This window comes from Enterobacter cloacae complex sp. IR5401 (assembly GCF_049238425.1).
GTDB classification, from domain to species: Bacteria; Pseudomonadota; Gammaproteobacteria; order Enterobacterales; family Enterobacteriaceae; genus Enterobacter; species Enterobacter hormaechei_C.
The window spans coordinates 346,568-364,036 of record NZ_JBMKHN010000002.1 but is presented as its reverse complement, the minus strand read 5'-3'; the positions used below and the strand labels follow the sequence as shown (position 1 = coordinate 364,036).

Sequence of the window (17,469 nt, the reverse complement as noted above, 5' to 3'; positions counted from 1 at the left end):
CTTAATCTAACCGCCGTTTGGTTTTCATCCACGTCAACCCGATAAACATCAACGCCGACGCCATTAAAAACAGCGTGTTGATAATCAGCACCACCGGAATATTCCCCGCCAGGAAAAGGCTTTGCAGCGTGCTCACGAAGTAGCGCGCCGGGATAATGTAGGTCACGGCGCGGATGACGGCAGGCATACTGTCTATCTGGAAGATAAACCCGGAGAGCATTATCGACGGCAGAAAAGCGGCGTTCAGCGCCACCTGCGCGGCGTTAAACTGGTTGCGGGTGATGGTGGAGATGAGCAGTCCCATCCCCAGCGTGCTGAGTAAGAACAGGCTTGTGATAAAGAACAGCACCACCAGCGAGCCGCGGTACGGCACGCCGAGGATAAAGACGGACACCAGCATACAGAGCAGCATCGCCAGCATGCCGAGGAAGTAGTAGGGAATAAGCTTGCACAGCAGCAGCTCGACGCGCGTCACTTCGGTCGAGAGCAGCGCCTCCATGGTGCCGCGCTCCCATTCGCGGGCGATCACCAGCGAGGTGAGGATCGCGCCAATCACCGTCATAATAATCGTTACCGCGCCCGGAATAATAAAGTGCTGGCTGATGGCGGCGGGGTTAAACCAGTAGCGTGTCTGCACGTCAATCAGCGGTTCAAACTTTTCCCCCCGGTCCTCGGCGCGCTGCATCTGCCAGAGCTGCCAGATCCCCTCCGCGTAGCCCTGCACAAAGTTCGCGGTGTTCGGCTCGCTGCCGTCGGTAATCACCTGGATCGGCGCATCGGCGCCCGGGCGCGCCATGTTGGCCGCGAAATCCACCGGAATGACGATCAGACCGCGAATCTTCCCGGCCTGCATTTTCTGGATCAGTTCCTGCCGATTGTCGCTGATGGTGGCATCGATGTAGGGCGAGCCGGTCATGGCGTGGGTGAAGTCCAGCGCCTCTTCGCTCTGCTGCTCCAGCAAAATCCCGACCCGCAGCTTGCTGGAGTCGAGGTTAATCCCGTAGCCGAAAATAAACAGCAGCAGCAGGGGGATCACCACCGCAATCAGCCAGCTGCTGGGATCGCGCACGATCTGACGCGTCTCTTTAACGCACAGGGCGCGCACCCGGCGCCAGGAGAGGGCGTTACTGCGCATGAGTATTCTCCTTATCCCAGTCGTGAATGAGGGTGATAAACGCCTGCTCCATGGTCGGGTCTGGCTGCGAGTCGTCGGCGGCCTGCGCTTTCAGGTCATCCGGCGTGCCGTGGGCAATCAGCTTGCCGCGATAGACCAGCCCGATACGGTCGCAATACTCCGCCTCGTCCATAAAGTGGGTGGTGACCATCACGGTCACGCCTTTTTCCACCATGCTATTGATATGCAACCAGAATTCACGGCGGGTGAGGGGATCCACGCCTGACGTAGGTTCATCAAGAAACAGGATATCCGGCTCGTGCATCAGTGAGCAGGCCAGCGCCAGCCGCTGTTTGAAGCCAAGCGGCAGCGCGTCGGTCGCCTGCGAGGCGATATCGGTCAGGCCGAAGGCGTCGCACATGCGGCCGATCTTCTGGTTCTGCGCCCGTCCCCGCAGGCCATAGACGCCGGAGAAAAATCGCAGATTTTGCTCCACCGTCAGGTTGCCGTAGAGCGAAAACTTCTGCGCCATATAGCCCAGGTGCTGGCGCGCCTTGCCGGAGCTGACTTTGAGATCCATGTTCAGCACCAGCGCTTTGCCGGAGGTTGGTACCAGCAGGCCGCACATCATTTTAAAGGTGGTGGATTTCCCTGCGCCGTTCGGCCCGAGCAGGCCAAATATCTCGCCGCGCTTCACGGCAAAATTGACGTTATCGGTGGCGGCGAAGTCGCCGAATTTTTTGGTGAGCGATTTCGCTTCTATGACCGTTTCGCCCGGCGTACCTTCCACCGTGTGCAGAATGGCGCCAAGCGGTGATTCTGAGGTTCCCGCCCCGCCCAGCAGATCGATAAACGCATCTTCAAAGCGCGGCGCGGTCTCTGTCATGTCGATCTCAGGCATCCCCTGCGCACGCCGGATATCGTCGGCGGTGGCCTCTTTTTTGAGGATCACGCGCACCGAACGGCCCTGAATCATCCCGTCGCTCAACTGGGGCAGCTTCAGCACCCGTTGCAGCAGCGTGCGGTTGGATTCCTGCGCGCTGTGCAGCAGAAAACTTCGCCCGGCCATGGTTTGCGTCAGCTCGGTGGGTTCGCCCTGATAGAGCAGTTCGCCTTCATTCATCAGCAGCACGTCGCGGCACTGTTCTGCTTCATCAAGGTATGAGGTACTCCAGAGGATCAGCATGCCGTCACCCGCCAGCTCGTGCACCATCTGCCACAGTTCACGGCGGGAAATCGGGTCCACGCCGACGCCGGGTTCATCCAGCAACAGCACCTTCGGTTCGCCCACCAGCGTGCAGGCCAGCCCCAGCTTCTGCTTCATCCCGCCGGAAAGTTTGCCCGCCAGCCGTTCGGTGAACGGGCCGAGGGAGGTGAACGCCAGCAGGCGGGCGAAGGTTTTCTGCCGGGTTTCGCCGGTGACGCTGCGCAGGTCGGCGTACAGGTTGAGGTTTTCCATTACCGTCAGATCTTCGTACAGACCAAACTTCTGCGGCATATAGCCGAGTATGCCGTGGAGCGCCGCGTCGTCTTTGATCGGATCGAGGCCAAGCACGCTGGCACTGCCTTCATCCGGCTTCAGCAATCCCGCCAGCATCCGCATCAGCGTGGTTTTACCCGCGCCGTCCGGCCCCACCAGCCCGGTCACATAGCCTTTCTGAATCGTACAATTCAGCGGTGCGACCGCCGGTTTAGCCATTCCCGGAAAGCGTTTGACCAGATTGTTGAGCTGGATAACCGCGTCATTCATGTCGTTCCCCGTCGTTTAAGGTCACGGTAACAGGCATGCCCTGACGCAGCGCGTCGTCCGCATCGGTGACGATGATGCGCAGGCGATACACCAGGTCGGTACGCAGATCCGGGGTTTCAACGGTTTTTGGCGTGAACTCGGCGGTAGGAGAGACGAAGCCCACTTTGCCGTGATATGGCTTGTCCGGGCGACCGTCGGTATAGAGCAGCAGTTCGCGGCCCGGCTGCATCTGGCCAAGATTCGGCTCATCAATGTAAGCGCGCACCCACACCGGACGGGTTAAGGAGAGCGTTAACACGGTGCTGCCCGCGCTGAGCATGCTGCCCGGCTCCACGGCGCGGGTCATCAGCGTGCCGTCAGACGGGGCGATTAACGTGGTGTCGTGCAGATCCAGCTCCGCCTGGGCTAACTGCGCCTGCGCCTGCTCAAGGCTGGCCTTCGCCTGGGCAATGTCCTGCGCACGGTTACCGGTGCGGTACTGGCTTAGCTTATCCTGGGCAGATTTCAGCGTCGCCTGTGCCTGGTCGCGGGATGAGCGCGCGTTTTCCAGGTCGTTGGCGGAAATAGTACGGCTTTTCCATAAGCCTTGCTGACGGTTATAGAAATTCTGCGCATAGTCATAGGCGGCTTTTGCCTGCTTAACGGCAGCGGCCGCCTGGGAGATCTCTTCGTCACGATAGCCCGCCAGCATCAGGTCGTATTGCGCCTGTGCGACGGAGACGCCTGCTTTTGCCTGCATCAGCGCGTTCTCAAACGGGGCTTTGTCCAGCATCCCCAGCGTCTGCCCGGCTTTGATGGCATCGCCTTCGTCAACGTTCAGCGAGGCCAGCCGTCCGCCAACGCGGAAGCTCATGTTCACGGTGCGGATATCCACGTTGCCATACAGCGTCAGGCCACGATCCTGCTGGCTCTGATACCACAGCCAGCCGCCTGTTCCCGCGGCAAGCAAGACAACAACCACCAGAATGATGGCGACAGGTTTTTTCATGACTTCTGGCTCCTTTGCGTTAAGCCTTGCAGGATCAGATCAACGTGACAGGTAATGACCTGGCTAATTTGCGCGGCTTTATCCTCATCGAATTGTGTCCAGCCCGTACGTAACAGGATGGTCTCACGCCCCAGACGGAAGGCGAGCACTTCGCCCAGCAGGGCGTGGGTATGCAAAATGGTGTCGGTATCGCTCGCGTCCCGTCCGGTATAGGCGGCGATCAGCCGGGTCAGATGGCTGTGCATCGGGGCGATCACCTGATCGTGCACCAGCTGGTACGCGGCAGTGGGGGAGAGCTGCTCGCGGGAGATAAATTTGCTCAGGTTCAGCGTATCGTCGTGCGTCAGCAGGCGGATCATGTTGTGACAGGCGTTAAGGATCAGCTGGCGGATGGCAGCCCGGTCAGGCTCTGGCTGGCTGAACAGCGCGGTGGCTTCTTCCACGTGCGGGCGAAAGCTGGTGCCGATAAAATCCGCGATCCACTGGGCGCAGGCGAGGTATAAATCCTCTTTTGAGCCAAAATAGTAGGTGATGGCCGCAATATTCTGCCCGGCCTGAGCGGCGATATCCCGCGTGGTGGCATGCAGACCATACTCGCCAAACTGCGCCAGCGCGGCGGCGATAAGCTGACTTTTCGCCTGTTCGCCTTTGGTTGTCGTTGGGGTTGTATTCATAGCAGCATTAAAAATTAATCAATCGATTGATTAAGATTATGCCTGATTTGCGCAAACGTCGAGTCATCGCCGGGGATATTTTATGCGCCACGTCACAAAAGCTGCTACACTCCGCTCCTTCGCGACATTGTGGTTTTTGTCCTTCTATTCGTTATATCTCCCTGAAAACTACACCTGTGATGGTCGGGGCGGTTCGGAGTTTTTATGTCTTTTGATTCCCTTGGTCTGAACCCGGAAATTCTGCGCGCCATCGCAGAGCAGGGCTACGTTGAGCCAACCCCTATCCAGCAGCAGGCCATTCCGGCCGTTTTGCAGGGCCGTGACCTGATGGCAAGCGCGCAGACCGGTACCGGTAAGACCGCGGGCTTTACCCTGCCGCTGCTGGAGCTGTTGGTAAAAAACCAGCCGCACGCCAAAGGCCGTCGTCCGGTGCGTGCGCTGATCCTCACCCCAACCCGCGAGCTGGCGGCCCAGATTGGCGAGAACGTGCGTGAATACAGCCGCTACCTCAACATTCGTTCGCTGGTAGTTTTCGGCGGGGTAAGCATTAACCCGCAGATGATGAAGCTGCGCGGCGGCGTGGACGTGCTGGTGGCAACACCGGGACGTCTGCTGGATCTGGAACACCAGAACGCGGTGAAGCTCGATAACATCGAAATCCTGGTGCTGGACGAAGCCGACCGTATGCTGGACATGGGTTTCATCCACGACATTCGCCGCGTGCTGGCGAAGCTGCCGACGCGTCGTCAGAACCTGCTCTTCTCCGCGACCTTCTCCGACGAGATCAAGGCGCTGGCGGAAAAGCTGCTGCATAACCCGCTGGAAGTGGAAGTCGCGCGCCGCAACACCGCCTCCGAGCAGGTGACGCAGCACGTTCACTTTGTGGATAAGAAGCGCAAGCGGGAACTGCTCTCCCAGATGATCGGACAGGGCAACTGGCAGCAGGTGCTGGTCTTTACCCGCACCAAGCACGGCGCCAACCACCTGGCGGAACAGCTGAATAAAGACGGCATCCGCAGCGCGGCGATCCACGGCAACAAGAGCCAGGGCGCGCGTACCCGCGCGCTGGCGGACTTTAAATCTGGCGACATTCGCGTGCTGGTGGCGACCGACATCGCCGCACGCGGTCTGGATATCGAAGAGCTGCCGCACGTGGTGAACTACGAGCTGCCAAACGTGCCGGAAGATTACGTTCACCGTATCGGCCGTACCGGCCGTGCGGCGGCAACCGGGGAAGCGCTCTCTCTGGTTTGCGTGGATGAACACAAGCTTCTACGCGACATTGAACGCCTGCTGAAGAAAGAGATCCCGCGCATTGAAACCCCGGGCTATGAAGTGGACCCGTCGATCAAAGCCGAGCCAATTCAGAACGGTCGTCAGGGTGGCGGACGCGGTCAGGGCGGCGGTGGTCGCGGTCAGCAGCCGCGTCGTTCAGAAGGTGGCGCGCCGAAATCTTCGGGCAAACCGCCGCGTCGTAATAACGATAGCAAACCAGCCGGTGAAAACCCGTGGCGTAGCGGCGAAGGGAAACCGGCAGGCGAGGGGCAGCGCCGACGCCGCCCGCGTAAACCTGCTAACCCGCAGTAATCTGGAAGCCCGGTCGTAAAGCCGGGCTTTTCTTTTTGCGGCAGCGGAGAGAAAGTGCCACAATAGTGGCTGTTTATACAGTATTTCAGGTTTTCCGATGGCTTTAACCGCTGCGCTGAAAGCGCAAATAGGCGCCTGGTATAAGGCGCTACAGCAGCAGATCCCCGATTTTATCCCCCGAGCGCCGCAGCGGCAGATGATTGCCGACGTGGCAAAAACGCTCGCCGGGGACGACGGGCGACATCTGGCGATTGAAGCCCCGACCGGCGTCGGGAAAACCCTGTCGTATCTCATTCCCGGCATCGCCATCGCGCGGGAGGAGGACAAAACGCTGGTGGTCAGCACCGCCAACGTGGCCTTGCAGGATCAGATCTTCAGCAAAGATTTGCCGCTGCTGCGCAAAATTATCCCCGATTTACGCTTCACCGCCGCCTTTGGTCGCGGGCGCTACGTCTGCCCGCGCAATCTGGCGGCGCTGGCCAGCAGTGAACCCGCCCAGCAGGATCTGCTCGCGTTTCTTGATGACGAGCTGACGCCAAACAACAAGGCGGAGCAGGAGCAGTGCGCAAAGCTGAAGGCCGATCTCGACAGCTACAGGTGGGACGGCCTGCGGGATCACACCAGCCAGGCGATCGGCGACGACCTGTGGCGCAGGCTCAGCACCGATAAAGCGAGCTGCCTGAACCGCAACTGTCACTACTACCGCGAATGCCCTTTCTTTGTTGCCCGGCGTGAGATTCAGGAAGCGGAGGTGGTTGTCGCCAACCATGCGCTGGTGATGGCCGCACTGGAGAGTGAAGCGGTCCTGCCGGAGCCCAAAAACCTGCTGCTGGTGCTCGATGAAGGTCATCATCTGCCCGACGTGGCGCGGGATGCGCTGGAGATGAGCGCGGAAATTACCGCCCCGTGGTTTCGCCTGCAACTGGATCTGTTCTGTAAGCTGGTGGCAACTTGCATGGAGCAGTTCCGCCCGAAAACCACGCCGCCGCTGGCGGTTCCGGAGCGGTTGAGCGAGCACTGTGAAGAGGTGTACGGCCTCATCGCCTCGCTGAATAACATTCTTAACCTGTATCTCCCCGCCACCCAGGAGGCGGAACACCGCTTTGCGATGGGGGAGTTGCCGCAGGAAGTGATGGAAATTTGTCAGCAGCTGGCGAAGCACCTTGAAAAGCTGCGCGGGCTGGCGGAGATGTTCTTAAATGATCTCAGCGAGAAAACCGGTACCCATGACGTGGTGCGTTTGCACCGCATTCTGCTGCAAATGAACCGCGCGCTGGGCATGTTTGAGGCGCAGAGCAAACTCTGGCGGCTGGCCTCAATGGCGCAGGCGTCCGGCGCGCCGGTGACAAAGTGGGCCACCCGCGAAGTGCGAGACGGGCAGGTACATCTTTTCTTCCACTGCGTGGGCATCCGCGTGGCCGATCAGCTGGAAAAGCTGATCTGGCGCAGCGTGCCGCACGTGGTAGTGACATCGGCGACCCTGCGTTCACTGAACAGCTTCTCAAGGTTGCAGGAAATGAGCGGCCTGAAAGAGAAAGCGGGGGACCGTTTTGTGGCCCTGGACTCGCCGTTCAACCACTGTGAGCAGGGCAAGCTGGTGATCCCGCGCATGAACTATGAGCCGCTTATCGATAACGAAGAGCAGCATATTGCGGAAATGGCGGCCTACTTCCGCGAGCAGGTTGAGAGTAAAAAATACCCCGGTATGCTGGTGCTGTTTGTCAGCGGCCGCGCGATGCAACGCTTCCTGGAGCACGTCACCGATCTGCGCTTGCTCCTGCTGGTGCAGGGCGATCAGCCGCGCTATCGGCTGGTGGAAACCCACCGTAAACGCATTGATAACGGCGAGCGCAGCGTGCTGGTGGGGTTACAGTCCTTTGCGGAAGGGCTTGATTTGAAAGGTGACTACCTGACGCAGGTGCATATCCACAAAATTGCCTTCCCGCCCATCGACAGCCCGGTGGTGATCACCGAAGGCGAATGGCTGAAAAGCCTGAACCGTTATCCGTTTGAAGTGCAAAGCCTGCCTGCGGCGTCGTTTAACCTTATTCAGCAGGTCGGGCGTTTGATCCGTAGCCACGGCTGTTGGGGCGAGGTGGTGATTTATGACAAACGACTGCTCACCAAAAACTACGGCCAACGGCTGCTGAATGCGCTGCCGATCTTCCCGATTGAGCAGCCAGAAGTGCCGGAGGTAAAAAAACGCCCGGCAAAACCCTCTGCCGGGCGTACAAAAAGCATCCGTGCAAAGAGGCGCGGTCCTACTGGTAAGTGAATGTCACCTGAATCACGCTGCTGAACGTCCCGGCAGTGACGGGCATTGAGGTGGCGTAGTAGCGCGCGGACAGGGGAAAGGTTGCCGTGTGGTCGCTCGGATTGATGGCGGCGTTAAAGGCGGCCTGCGGGGCAATCAGTATTTTGTCCTGCCGGTCTGCCAGCTCCAGCGCCAGCCCCTTTGCGCTGCCGATATTGGCAAATTTGGTCGGATGCACGCTGTCTGCCTGGCCATAGAAAAAGGCCGTGGCAAGCGCCAGCGTGGCAGGACAGTGCGATACTGACAGGGAAAAGTCTTTCCACTCGCCTGTATCCCCCACGTCTTTAAAACTGCCCGACACCGTCTGGCCTAAGTCCACCGTCAGGTTGCGGCTGGCGCTGTCAATGATGCAGGTATTGGCGTAAATATTTCCCGTCATCTGGATCTGAATATCGTCTGCGTGGGCCTGGGCCAGTAAGCCCATCGTCAGAAACGCGATTGTCTTTTTCATGTTGGTCACTTATAGGCGAGAGTGATGGTTGCTACGGTGTTGGCGGGGCCGGGCGTCACCACATCGCTGATCTGCTCGTAGCGAACCTGAAAGGGGATCTCCAGCGTTTCATTGGCAACGGCTTGGCTTTGAGTGTTGACGTAGGTATCAAAGGTCGCAATGCGGTCATCAAACAGCATTCTCACCCCGACGCCCGTTGCCATGCCTGTCTGCTTCGTCAGTTTGATCACCCCCTCGAATGCCGTCTCGTAGCCGTTAGCACTGGTGATTTTTAGCTCAGGCTGAACGGTTGTGTCACAGTTAACGGTGATATTAAACGTTTGAGCGGGGCTGGATAAAAAACCCACGCTCATAAAATCACTGACGGGAAAATCACCCAAATTAACGGTGAGATTTTTTGGCGAAACAGAGCAGGTGACCTGATGCAAAATGACGTTACCTGCATACGCAATATGGTTAGGGCTGCCGATCCCTTCGTGACCGAAAACGCCAATGCCGAATTCGGTCTGAGACTGCACCAGCGTGCCGGAGGTCACGGCGTCGCTTGTTTTGACCAGTTCAAGCGTGACGTCAAAGTTAAACGACTGTGTGCCATCGCCAGAAACATAGCCAACAGGCGTTCCGCGTGAATCGCACTGTACTCCGCCTGCTCCGCTGATTCGCTGACCCTGATCGTTCATCAATGCGACCCCGACACCCGGTACGCCGGATTCGTATACTCCCTTCAGCCCCGGAATTTCCGCTCCGGTACCGTAGTAACACGAGACAATTTCCAGTCCGCTGTCGATACTCTGATCGCAGTGCCCGGCAACATGAACGCTCTGCTCTGTACCCGGGATCGTTTCGCCAACGGCCAGCGTCGTGGGAACGGAGATAGGGGCCACGTTAATCATTTTGGGCAGATCCGGCGTGGTGCAGGTCGCCTTCGCATGCGGCATAAATAACGCGGCGGTTCCCAGAACCAGTAAGAAAAAGCACTGTTTAATCATTTGCATAATCGTTAGCCTGAACGGTGGATCAGTGACACTGCGCGGCAGCGTTAATGATGCTGGTTTTCTCTTTCTCATCCGTTAGCGCATAGTCAGCGACGCAGTGCTCGTTCGCCCCCTGTCCCCAGGAAACGTAGAGATGCCCTTGCTGCGGCAGACCAGAGAGGTAGGTCTGGCCGTCATTGCCGACAATAAATTCGCTGTCCTTATCCTCGGTGGTGACCGTTGCGCCGAAGGGCAGCGGTTTACCCTTTTGCGTAAGCGTCATCAGGACGCGGTTACCCACGCGGGTGTTAAAGCTGGCGCGCACCACGGCCCCGCGGGTTGGCGTCACGATCTGCGCCGCGTGGGTGACGTCGGCGTTGTCCGGTAGCGTTTCGGTATCCAGCGCGATGGTGTTGCGGCGATACGCGGTAACAAACGGCACGACGGTGTAGCCGCGGAAGTCGGTCTCGACGCCCGTCTGGTTCGTGATATGGGTTCCGTGCGTGCCCGGCGCTTTCACCAGCGCGATGGTGTCACCGAGCGGCTGGCTCAGGGTTATTCCGTTCGCATGGGCAACCACGCCGCCCTGCAAACCGACGTTCACGGTCTGCTGATATTTATCCTGACTGACGCCTGCGCTCACTTCACCATAGGTCGCTTTATAATCGGCGTTGATGCTGGTGGAGTTACCGCTGCCGGTGCTGCTCAGCCCTTCCTGGATGTTCCAGTTCAGGTTGTCCTCTTTCAGCGCCGTGCCGTTCAGGCCGATGTTCTGCGTCGTGCCGTCTTTGGTGTTGTTCAGGTTGTAGGTGGCCCAGGTGTTATGCATCCAGCGGTCCAGCGGCACCGAGACGCTCAGCGAGAACTGGTTGTCGTTTGTCACCTCGTTACCGTCTTCATCGCTGTCCTGGGTGTTTTTGTTCATGCTGTAGCTGAGGCTGTAGCTCACCCCGTGCCAGCTATTGTTGTAGCTGACGCTCATCGAGGTCATGTTCTGGCTCTGACTCCAGTACGTCTCTTTCACCATGCTCAGGGTGACGGATCCCCAGCCTTCCGGCAGCGTCTGGTCGATGGTGGCTTCGGTTCGGGCGCGGCGCTGCTGCGGTGCAGACCAGTCGTCGGAGCGGGTATATGACTCCATGGTGTCTTCAAGGGTGTAAAACCCTTTGCTGTTATAGCGATAGCCGGCCAGCGAGAAGTTGGTGCCTGACCGGGCGATGTCTTTGCTATAGCGCACGCGCCACGACTGGCCTTTGCTGGCCTGCTGTTTTTTCAACAGGGCCTTCGCGCGGGTCACGTCAAGGGAAAAGGCGCCTAAATCGCCCATGTTTTTCCCGACGCCAGCCGCCTGAGACTGGTAATGGCTGCTCTGCTGCACGCCACCGTAGGCGGTGAAACCGTAGGGTAAACCGTAGATGGCGCTGCCCTGGGCAAACGGGGTCTTCTCGACGTCGTTGTCATAAGAACGGTAGCGTCCGGCAGTCACGCTGTAGCGCAGATTTTTTTCACGCTGCAATACCGGCACGGAGGCAAACGGCACGACGAAATGGCTTTCGCTGCCGTCGGTCTCTTTCACGGTGACCTGGAGATCGCCGCTGCTGCCGGTGGGGTAGAGATCGTTAATTTCGAACGCGCCGGGGGCGACCGTGTTCTGATAAATGATGTAACCGTTCTGGCGTACCACCACCTGCGCGTTACTGTGGGCGCTGCCGCGAATAATAGGGGCATAGCCTTTCTCGCTGTCCGGCAGCATGTCGCTGTCGGATTTTAGCTCCACGCCGGTATAGGGGACGCTGTCAAAAACGTCGGAAGGTGAGGTGCTTTGGCCCACCGTCACGTCACTTTTCATCGCCACAATATCGCGTTGCGCATAGGTATAAACGGAGGTGAATTTCTGTTCCTCCTCATGACCCGTGGTGCTGCGATTCCAGGTGGAGTAGTTACGAACGCGCCATGCCCCGATGTTGAAGCCGGGACGCAGGTTAACGTACTGGCTGCTGCTATTCTCTTCACCCTGCTGGCGCGCATGGCTCTGGCTGGCGTTGACGCTGTAATTAAGCAGGCCCGCGTTGATCCCTTCGTCAAACTCTTTCGGGTCGATGTAACCGCGAGGTACCTGACCGAGCGCCTTTTGCGGAATGCTCAGCAGCAGCTGCTGATTGCGCACGCGAAAGGTCGCGGATGCCGAAGGGATGGCGTGTAGATCGGCGCACTGACCTTCTGCCCTCAGCTGCGGATATTTTTGCGTTTTGATCCCGAGGCTCTTTAATTCGTCCAGTGTAAAACAAGGCTGGAGCGTGCTGGTGCCCTGTGGATCTTTAACTAAGTTGAAGGTCACGTCGCGGGTATCAATTTTATTGTTATTGATAAAGATCGCGACCTGATATTTACCTGGTGCCTGGCCGGGACCTTTTTCATAGACAGACAGATCGGTCTTTCCCTGCTGCGGGTTATCAATGTCCAGCAGGGCAGGGTTAAAATAATCATCAGCCAAAACCTGCTGCGCAAAGATCGCCATTGCCAGGCAACAAATAGCCATCAGCAATGACGAAAATCGGCAGGTGAACGGCTTTTTATGGCTGTACATGATGATTTTATTACCGGGTAATACGATTAATGAACGGGTTTAGACCATGTCTGACTGATGCTGCCGTAATCGGTAATAATGGAATACGCGACGGTAGAACCTCCGACGTTGCCAGGTAAAGCAAAATGCGTTTCAGTTTTCGGCACAGCCCAGGTGGCTTTTTTGACTTTCTGTCCATTCAGGGTGACGGTCTGAAAATTCATAAAGAAAGGTGTGGGATTATTCACCACTAAATCATTCCCTTCGCGATGCCATTCAAGTTTATCGGCCACATCTTCTGGTCTGCCTTTTACCGCTGACGGGCGATAGAGCAATTTAATGCGGGTATTAATGGCAATTTGCAGCGTATTTACCCCTTCGACATGCTTCGAGGACGGGATCGCTTTAATATTCAGCCAGTACAGAGATTCCCTGTCTTCCGGTAAATTTCCTCCCGTACGGACTACGCGCAGGACGTTATCCTCTTTCGCATCCAGTCGAAAAAGCGGCGGGGTGATCAGGAACGGGGCTTTGGCCTGGTTTTTACCGCCAGAATCGACCCAGGACTGCACCAGATAATCCGTGGTATCAGGGTTTGAAAGACCGAGAGATGATTCCTTTTTATCTCCCTGATAGACCAGCCGGGTGCCATTAATCACGACCCCCGCCTGTGCCGAGGCTGCTACCAGTAAAAGAGTGCTCAGTAAATAACCGTGGCGCATAAAGATTTCTCAATAAAAAGATGAGATATTAATGCTCGCAAAAGCATTAATATCTCAGGATTGATAAGATCAGTTATAAATAACGGTGAAGGTTGATACAGAGTTAGCAGGGCCTGCGGTGACTGCCGCCTGGGTTTGAATATAACGCGCACCGAACTCCAGATCGTTAACCGCCGTGCCGGAGGCTAAAGGATATTGCTTCGAAGGGGTATACAGGCTGACAGGCTGCCCGGACGTGTCAACCAGCTGAATAGCCACACCGGTAGCCGCATCGGTATCGGGCGTTAACGCCAGCGCGGCATTATTATCCGCATCCGGGGTACCACCGAAGTTAATCGCTGCCGAGGTTACGGTTTCCGGACAATTGGTTAACTTAATATCAAACTTCGTTAATGTGCTGGTAGAGCCTGCACCGGTAAATACCGTTTTAGATACTTTTCCCAACTGAACATCTAATGGATTACTTAATCCATTCACGACCTGGCAAGCAGAATCGATAATTTCTCCGGTGAAATTAATCTGCCCTTCACCGTTGGTTGCCGCAAATGCAGATGCAGAACATCCCACCGTTGCGGCGATAAACAACCCTAATGCAACCTTGTTCATAGTAAATCCCGATATGTTTCTGGCAAAAACGTTGCCTGGACGTTTTCACCGTTGACCTTTAATGACTTTTCGATGTTTATTTAATCAAAAAAAGGACAGAGACGAATCTTTTGTCCCAATCACAAATATTGCAAATAATGCTTGAGTTTATTTTTTTATCTGAAAACAGCAGGTTGATAATGATCACAAAACACTATCGGGTGCGTGTCCATCGGGCTATATTGTTAACAAGATGATGCTGTCAGGAGAAATGTCGTGGATTACCGCAAAATTATCAAAGAGGTAGGGCGTGGGAAAAACCATGCTCGCGATCTGGACCAGGAAACGGCCCGTGCGTTGTACACGCATATGCTGAATGGCGACGTGCCGGAGCTGGAAATGGGCGGCATTCTGATTGCGCTGCGCATCAAAGGGGAAGGTGAGGCGGAGATGCGGGGTTTTTATGAGGCCATGCAGTCGCAGACGATGCGTTTAACCCCGCCCGTCACGAAGCCGATGCCGATAGTGATCCCGACCTACAATGGCGCGCGTAAGCAGGCAAACCTCACGCCGCTGCTGGCTATTCTGTTGCAGAAACTCGGTTTCCCGGTGGTGGTGCATGGCGTGAGCGAAGATCCAACGCGCGTGCTGACAGAAACCATTCTGGAATTATTAGGCATCGAACCTACTCTCCATGCTGGCCAGGCGCAGGCCAAACTGGAGGGGAACCAGCCGGTCTATATTCCCGTGCGCGCGCTCTGCCCGCCGCTGGAAAAGCAGCTGGACATGCGATGGCGAATGGGAGTACGTAACAGCGCCCACACCCTGGCGAAGCTGGCGACGCCGTTTGCCGAAGACGCCGCGCTACGTCTTTCCAGCGTCTCCCATCCGGAGTACGTGACGCGGGTCGGACAATTTTTTGCCGAAATCGGCGGGCGGGCGCTGCTGATGCACGGGACGGAAGGGGAGGTTTATGCCAACCCGCAGCGTTGTCCACAGCTGATGCTGATTGAGCCTGCCGGGACGCGGGTCGTACTGGAACGTGGGGAGGAGAACTGCGATGTGATCTTGCCCGAGTCAAAAGATCCGCAGGTCACCGCGCACTGGATCGTACAGTGTCTGGCCGGAAAGGTGCCGGTTCCGCAGTCGATCAAGCTGCAAATGGCCTGCTGCCTGCTGGCGGCAGGGGAAGTGGCATCCGTGGAAGCCGGATTGCAGCGTGTGGCACAGTCGTTTTAAGCAAAAAAAGCCCGTCCAGTGGCGGACGGGCAAACAAGGGTAACAACAACAGGGTCAATGAGGGTTGGAGCATCTCACCAGAGGGTATGGTGAGGGTGGAGCATAATTCGTTCGATTACTTGTAGATAACCGCAGTACCGCTCAGTTTGTTATTACCGTTAGTGGACGTGATGGTGTATCCACTTGCGCCGGCAGCGGCTGCTTTTTCCGCCAGTTTGGCTTCCAGACCGTCCAGCGTGGTCGCGCCTTCAGCACTCACCACCCCGATTTTGTTCAGATCCTGTGCCTGAGTAGAGGAGACTGGCTCTACGGCGAAAGCGCCGAAAGAGAGAGCGGACAGGGCAACAGCGGCAACAGCATATTTGATGGTTTTCATAGGTCAATTCTCGCAGGTTATTCTGTTAAAGGGACGATGTTCCGTCGATGTGATAAGTATCACGGTTTTTAGCGGAAGATAAAATCGAAGAGAATTGACGTGGTTGCTCAAAAAAATTGAATGACAAATAACTTATTGATTATTAATAAATTCAGAAGCGGAATTGACACTTCTTGTGGATGCGCTTTACAGAAGCCATCGGAAGGGCACGATTTGCTACGCGTTTCGCTAAAAGTCGTGAGCGTAAAGTAAACGGCTGGCGCGGTTAACTTCGGTAAAGGAAAGTCAACGTAACTGGCTGTCTTTCGATCCTCTGCGATTATATCCTGAATGTGTCGCATTTTTCGAATCTTTCTCCTGCTGACAGGCAATACATAGCCGTACGCCAGGAATGGCTTTACGCCGTGCCTCAGGAATCGGATCTCCGCACTCTTCGCATTCCGTCAAACTTTCGCCGCGTGGAATTTCACCGCGAGCACGCGCGACCGCATCTTCAATAGTACTGTTGATCTGTTCGTTAACGGCGTCGTCATTCGCCCAGCCGGAAGCCATCATGTTCTCCTGATCTGTTTAAGCCATTCATCTTAATATGGGGTTAAAAAACGCACAGTCAAGGCGAAGGAAGGGAATGAGAACTGCATCTGCCTGGCAGATGCAGTGTGGGAAGGAATCGATTATTTATAGATGGTCGCGGTGCCGTACATATGGTTATCGCCACCGGCAGCGTTCACCACGAAGCCTTTAGCCCCTTCCTGACGCGCTTTTTCGGCCAGCTTGTTCTGAAGGTCATCAAGGTTGCTTGCCCGGCTGACAGAGACCGTCCCCGCCGCACGTAGCTGGCTGGTATCGTTGCTGTCTGTCAGAGGTTGAACGGACCAGGCTGAGAACGATGCGCCTGCCAGCGCACCCGCAATAATAAAGGTCAGATATTTTTTCATAATCACATCCTCAGGAGAAACAACAGGTGATTCCTCTTAAGTTTAGAAGCCTGACGCGTGTGATTTAGCGCAAAAATTTGATGATGATCTGCTTATTTTTTGAACGATAAATTCTGACAATTTGTTGACAGATCATAGACATACAGGTCGCTGATTTTTGTCGTTTTTTTGTGCGTCTCAGACAGTTATTTACCCCCGCGCCGTCACAGGGTATCTTACGCGGCTGTTTAAAGGAGAATGCCATGACTTCCCAAAAGCCGGGATTGCACCCGCGTAACCGCCACCGTAGCCGCTACGACATGAAAGCCCTGTGCCTGAGCTGCCCGGAATTGCAGGATTTTATTGTTCAGACACCAGCCGGTGAACCGTCGGTAAACTTTGCCGATCCGCTGGCGGTTAAGACGCTGAACAAAGCGCTGCTGGCCCATTTTTATGGCGTTACGCACTGGGACATCCCGGATGGCTTTCTCTGCCCACCGGTGCCAGGACGTGCGGATTACGTCCATCATCTTGCCGATCTGCTGGCGGATGACAATGGCGGCGTGGTGCCAAAACAGGCCACCGTGCTTGATATCGGTACGGGCGCGAACCTGATCTACCCCCTGATAGGCGCACATGAATATCAGTGGCGGTTTACCGGCAGCGAGATCGGTGCTGAGGCCTTCGCCAGCGCGCAGGCCATTATCAACGCTAACCCGGGGTTAAGCCGGGCCGTTCGTCTGCGTCGTCAGAAGGATGCCGCTGCTATTTTCAACGGCATTATTCATAAGAACGAACAATATGATGCCACCCTGTGCAACCCGCCATTCCACGACTCCGCCGCCTCTGCTCGTGCGGGAAGTGAACGCAAGCGGCGTAACCTGGGCCAGGCTGAAGATGGCGCGCTGAACTTTGGCGGCCAGCAGCAGGAGCTGTGGTGCGAGGGCGGGGAAGTGGCATTTATTCTGCGCATGATTGCCGAGAGTAAGGGCTTCGGTCGTCAGGTGAAATGGTTTACCACGCTGGTCTCCCGTGGCGATAACCTGCCGCCGCTTTACCGCGCGCTGACCGACGTCGGCGCGGTGAAAGTGGTTAAAAAAGAGATGGCGCAGGGCCAGAAGCAGAGCCGCTTTATTGCCTGGTCCTTTATGGACGATAACAAACGCCGCAAATAATCGTTTCTCTGGCCGGGTAAGGCGAAGCCGCCACCCG

Annotated in this window: 16 protein-coding genes; 4 read left to right on the top strand and 12 right to left on the bottom strand. The window is 56.5% G+C overall.

The genetic code is table 11. The features are described 5' to 3' along the window. Position 1: 1 nt before the first annotated feature. Genes ACOTX1_RS04710 through cecR form a run of 4 tightly spaced genes read right to left on the bottom strand, consistent with a single transcriptional unit; the run spans position 2 to position 4,526 of the window. Entirely contained in the window at positions 2 to 1,135 is a 1,134-nt protein-coding gene (locus ACOTX1_RS04710) for an ABC transporter permease (RefSeq protein WP_023315670.1), read from the bottom strand. Beyond that, entirely contained in the window at positions 1,125 to 2,864 is a 1,740-nt protein-coding gene (locus ACOTX1_RS04705) for an ATP-binding cassette domain-containing protein (RefSeq protein WP_126497640.1), read from the bottom strand. Before ACOTX1_RS04705 ends, ACOTX1_RS04710 begins: the two co-directional genes overlap by 11 nt. Then, positions 2,857 to 3,852, bottom strand: a complete 996-nt coding sequence (gene hlyD, locus ACOTX1_RS04700) for a secretion protein HlyD (protein WP_023315672.1) — start codon at positions 3,850 to 3,852, stop codon at positions 2,857 to 2,859. Before hlyD ends, ACOTX1_RS04705 begins: the two co-directional genes overlap by 8 nt. Next, entirely contained in the window at positions 3,849 to 4,526 is a 678-nt protein-coding gene (cecR, locus tag ACOTX1_RS04695) for a transcriptional regulator CecR (RefSeq protein ID WP_003858489.1), read from the bottom strand. The genes hlyD and cecR overlap by 4 nt, the downstream gene beginning before the upstream one ends. Before the next feature lie 204 nt (positions 4,527 to 4,730). Here cecR and rhlE point away from each other — a divergent pair, with 204 nt between their 5' ends. Both rhlE and dinG read left to right on the top strand, forming a co-directional pair. Continuing rightward, complete coding sequence (gene rhlE / locus ACOTX1_RS04690) at positions 4,731 to 6,113, top strand: ATP-dependent RNA helicase RhlE (protein ID WP_003858487.1); 1,383 nt, start codon at positions 4,731 to 4,733, stop codon at positions 6,111 to 6,113. Positions 6,114 to 6,210: 97 nt separating this feature from the next. Beyond that, a complete protein-coding gene (gene dinG / locus ACOTX1_RS04685) occupies positions 6,211 to 8,388 on the top strand; it encodes an ATP-dependent DNA helicase DinG (protein ID WP_263521491.1) in 2,178 nt (725 codons plus the stop codon). Here the strand turns inward: dinG and ACOTX1_RS04680 are convergent. From ACOTX1_RS04680 to ACOTX1_RS04660, 5 genes are all read right to left on the bottom strand, one after another. Beyond that, positions 8,375 to 8,878: a fimbrial protein gene (locus ACOTX1_RS04680; protein WP_003858483.1), complete on the bottom strand. Its 504-nt coding sequence runs from the start codon at positions 8,876 to 8,878 to the stop codon at positions 8,375 to 8,377. The genes dinG and ACOTX1_RS04680 overlap by 14 nt on opposite strands. Before the next feature lie 5 nt (positions 8,879 to 8,883). Next, positions 8,884 to 9,873, bottom strand: coding sequence for a fimbrial protein (locus tag ACOTX1_RS04675; RefSeq protein WP_023315675.1), 990 nt, complete (start codon positions 9,871 to 9,873; stop codon positions 8,884 to 8,886). Between the two features lie 22 nt (positions 9,874 to 9,895). Continuing rightward, on the bottom strand, positions 9,896 to 12,439 hold the full coding sequence (locus ACOTX1_RS04670) for a fimbria/pilus outer membrane usher protein (RefSeq protein ID WP_023315676.1): 2,544 nt from the start codon (positions 12,437 to 12,439) through the stop codon (positions 9,896 to 9,898). Between the two features lie 26 nt (positions 12,440 to 12,465). Further along, on the bottom strand, positions 12,466 to 13,140 hold the full coding sequence (locus ACOTX1_RS04665; RefSeq protein WP_023315677.1) for a fimbrial biogenesis chaperone: 675 nt from the start codon (positions 13,138 to 13,140) through the stop codon (positions 12,466 to 12,468). Positions 13,141 to 13,209: 69 nt separating this feature from the next. Then, positions 13,210 to 13,746 (bottom strand): fimbrial protein, encoded by a 537-nt coding sequence (locus ACOTX1_RS04660; RefSeq protein WP_003858476.1) that lies wholly within the window; start codon positions 13,744 to 13,746, stop codon positions 13,210 to 13,212. A gap of 255 nt (positions 13,747 to 14,001) precedes the next feature. On the opposite strand from ACOTX1_RS04660, the gene ybiB reads away from it, so the two are divergent. Continuing rightward, positions 14,002 to 14,964 carry a DNA-binding protein YbiB gene (ybiB, locus tag ACOTX1_RS04655; RefSeq protein ID WP_023315678.1) on the top strand — a complete coding sequence of 321 codons (963 nt, stop codon included), beginning with the start codon at positions 14,002 to 14,004 and terminating at the stop codon, positions 14,962 to 14,964. A 115-nt stretch (positions 14,965 to 15,079) separates the two neighbouring features. On the opposite strand, the gene ybiJ is transcribed toward ybiB, so the two are convergent. From ybiJ to mcbA, 3 genes are all read right to left on the bottom strand, one after another. Next, a complete protein-coding gene (gene ybiJ, locus ACOTX1_RS04650) occupies positions 15,080 to 15,340 on the bottom strand; it encodes a DUF1471 family protein YbiJ (RefSeq protein ID WP_003858474.1) in 261 nt (86 codons plus the stop codon). A gap of 285 nt (positions 15,341 to 15,625) precedes the next feature. Beyond that, positions 15,626 to 15,892, bottom strand: a complete 267-nt coding sequence (locus ACOTX1_RS04645; protein WP_003858472.1) for a DksA/TraR family C4-type zinc finger protein — start codon at positions 15,890 to 15,892, stop codon at positions 15,626 to 15,628. A 122-nt stretch (positions 15,893 to 16,014) separates the two neighbouring features. Beyond that, positions 16,015 to 16,278 carry a DUF1471 family periplasmic protein McbA gene (gene mcbA / locus ACOTX1_RS04640; RefSeq protein WP_023315679.1) on the bottom strand — a complete coding sequence of 88 codons (264 nt, stop codon included), beginning with the start codon at positions 16,276 to 16,278 and terminating at the stop codon, positions 16,015 to 16,017. A 242-nt stretch (positions 16,279 to 16,520) separates the two neighbouring features. Here mcbA and rlmF point away from each other — a divergent pair, with 242 nt between their 5' ends. Beyond that, positions 16,521 to 17,432: a 23S rRNA (adenine(1618)-N(6))-methyltransferase RlmF gene (gene rlmF, locus ACOTX1_RS04635; RefSeq protein ID WP_023315680.1), complete on the top strand. Its 912-nt coding sequence runs from the start codon at positions 16,521 to 16,523 to the stop codon at positions 17,430 to 17,432. The last annotated feature ends 37 nt before the right edge of the window (positions 17,433 to 17,469 follow it).

Bases quoted from the DNA above. Each gene is read 5' to 3' on its own strand.
- rlmF (WP_023315680.1), top strand. From the start codon at position 16,521: ATGACTTCCCAAAAGCCGGGATTGCACCCGCGTAACCGCCACCGTAGC.
- mcbA (WP_023315679.1), bottom strand. From the start codon at position 16,278: ATGAAAAAATATCTGACCTTTATTATTGCGGGTGCGCTGGCAGGCGCA.
- ACOTX1_RS04675 (WP_023315675.1), bottom strand. From the start codon at position 9,873: ATGCAAATGATTAAACAGTGCTTTTTCTTACTGGTTCTGGGAACCGCC.
- ACOTX1_RS04660 (WP_003858476.1), bottom strand. From the start codon at position 13,746: ATGAACAAGGTTGCATTAGGGTTGTTTATCGCCGCAACGGTGGGATGT.
- hlyD (WP_023315672.1), bottom strand. From the start codon at position 3,852: ATGAAAAAACCTGTCGCCATCATTCTGGTGGTTGTTGTCTTGCTTGCC.
- ACOTX1_RS04665 (WP_023315677.1), bottom strand. From the start codon at position 13,140: ATGCGCCACGGTTATTTACTGAGCACTCTTTTACTGGTAGCAGCCTCG.
- ACOTX1_RS04705 (WP_126497640.1), bottom strand. From the start codon at position 2,864: ATGAATGACGCGGTTATCCAGCTCAACAATCTGGTCAAACGCTTTCCG.
- dinG (WP_263521491.1), top strand. From the start codon at position 6,211: ATGGCTTTAACCGCTGCGCTGAAAGCGCAAATAGGCGCCTGGTATAAG.
- ACOTX1_RS04645 (WP_003858472.1), bottom strand. From the start codon at position 15,892: ATGGCTTCCGGCTGGGCGAATGACGACGCCGTTAACGAACAGATCAAC.
- ACOTX1_RS04670 (WP_023315676.1), bottom strand. From the start codon at position 12,439: ATGTACAGCCATAAAAAGCCGTTCACCTGCCGATTTTCGTCATTGCTG.
- ACOTX1_RS04710 (WP_023315670.1), bottom strand. From the start codon at position 1,135: ATGCGCAGTAACGCCCTCTCCTGGCGCCGGGTGCGCGCCCTGTGCGTT.
- cecR (WP_003858489.1), bottom strand. From the start codon at position 4,526: ATGAATACAACCCCAACGACAACCAAAGGCGAACAGGCGAAAAGTCAG.
- ACOTX1_RS04680 (WP_003858483.1), bottom strand. From the start codon at position 8,878: ATGAAAAAGACAATCGCGTTTCTGACGATGGGCTTACTGGCCCAGGCC.
- rhlE (WP_003858487.1), top strand. From the start codon at position 4,731: ATGTCTTTTGATTCCCTTGGTCTGAACCCGGAAATTCTGCGCGCCATC.
- ybiJ (WP_003858474.1), bottom strand. From the start codon at position 15,340: ATGAAAACCATCAAATATGCTGTTGCCGCTGTTGCCCTGTCCGCTCTC.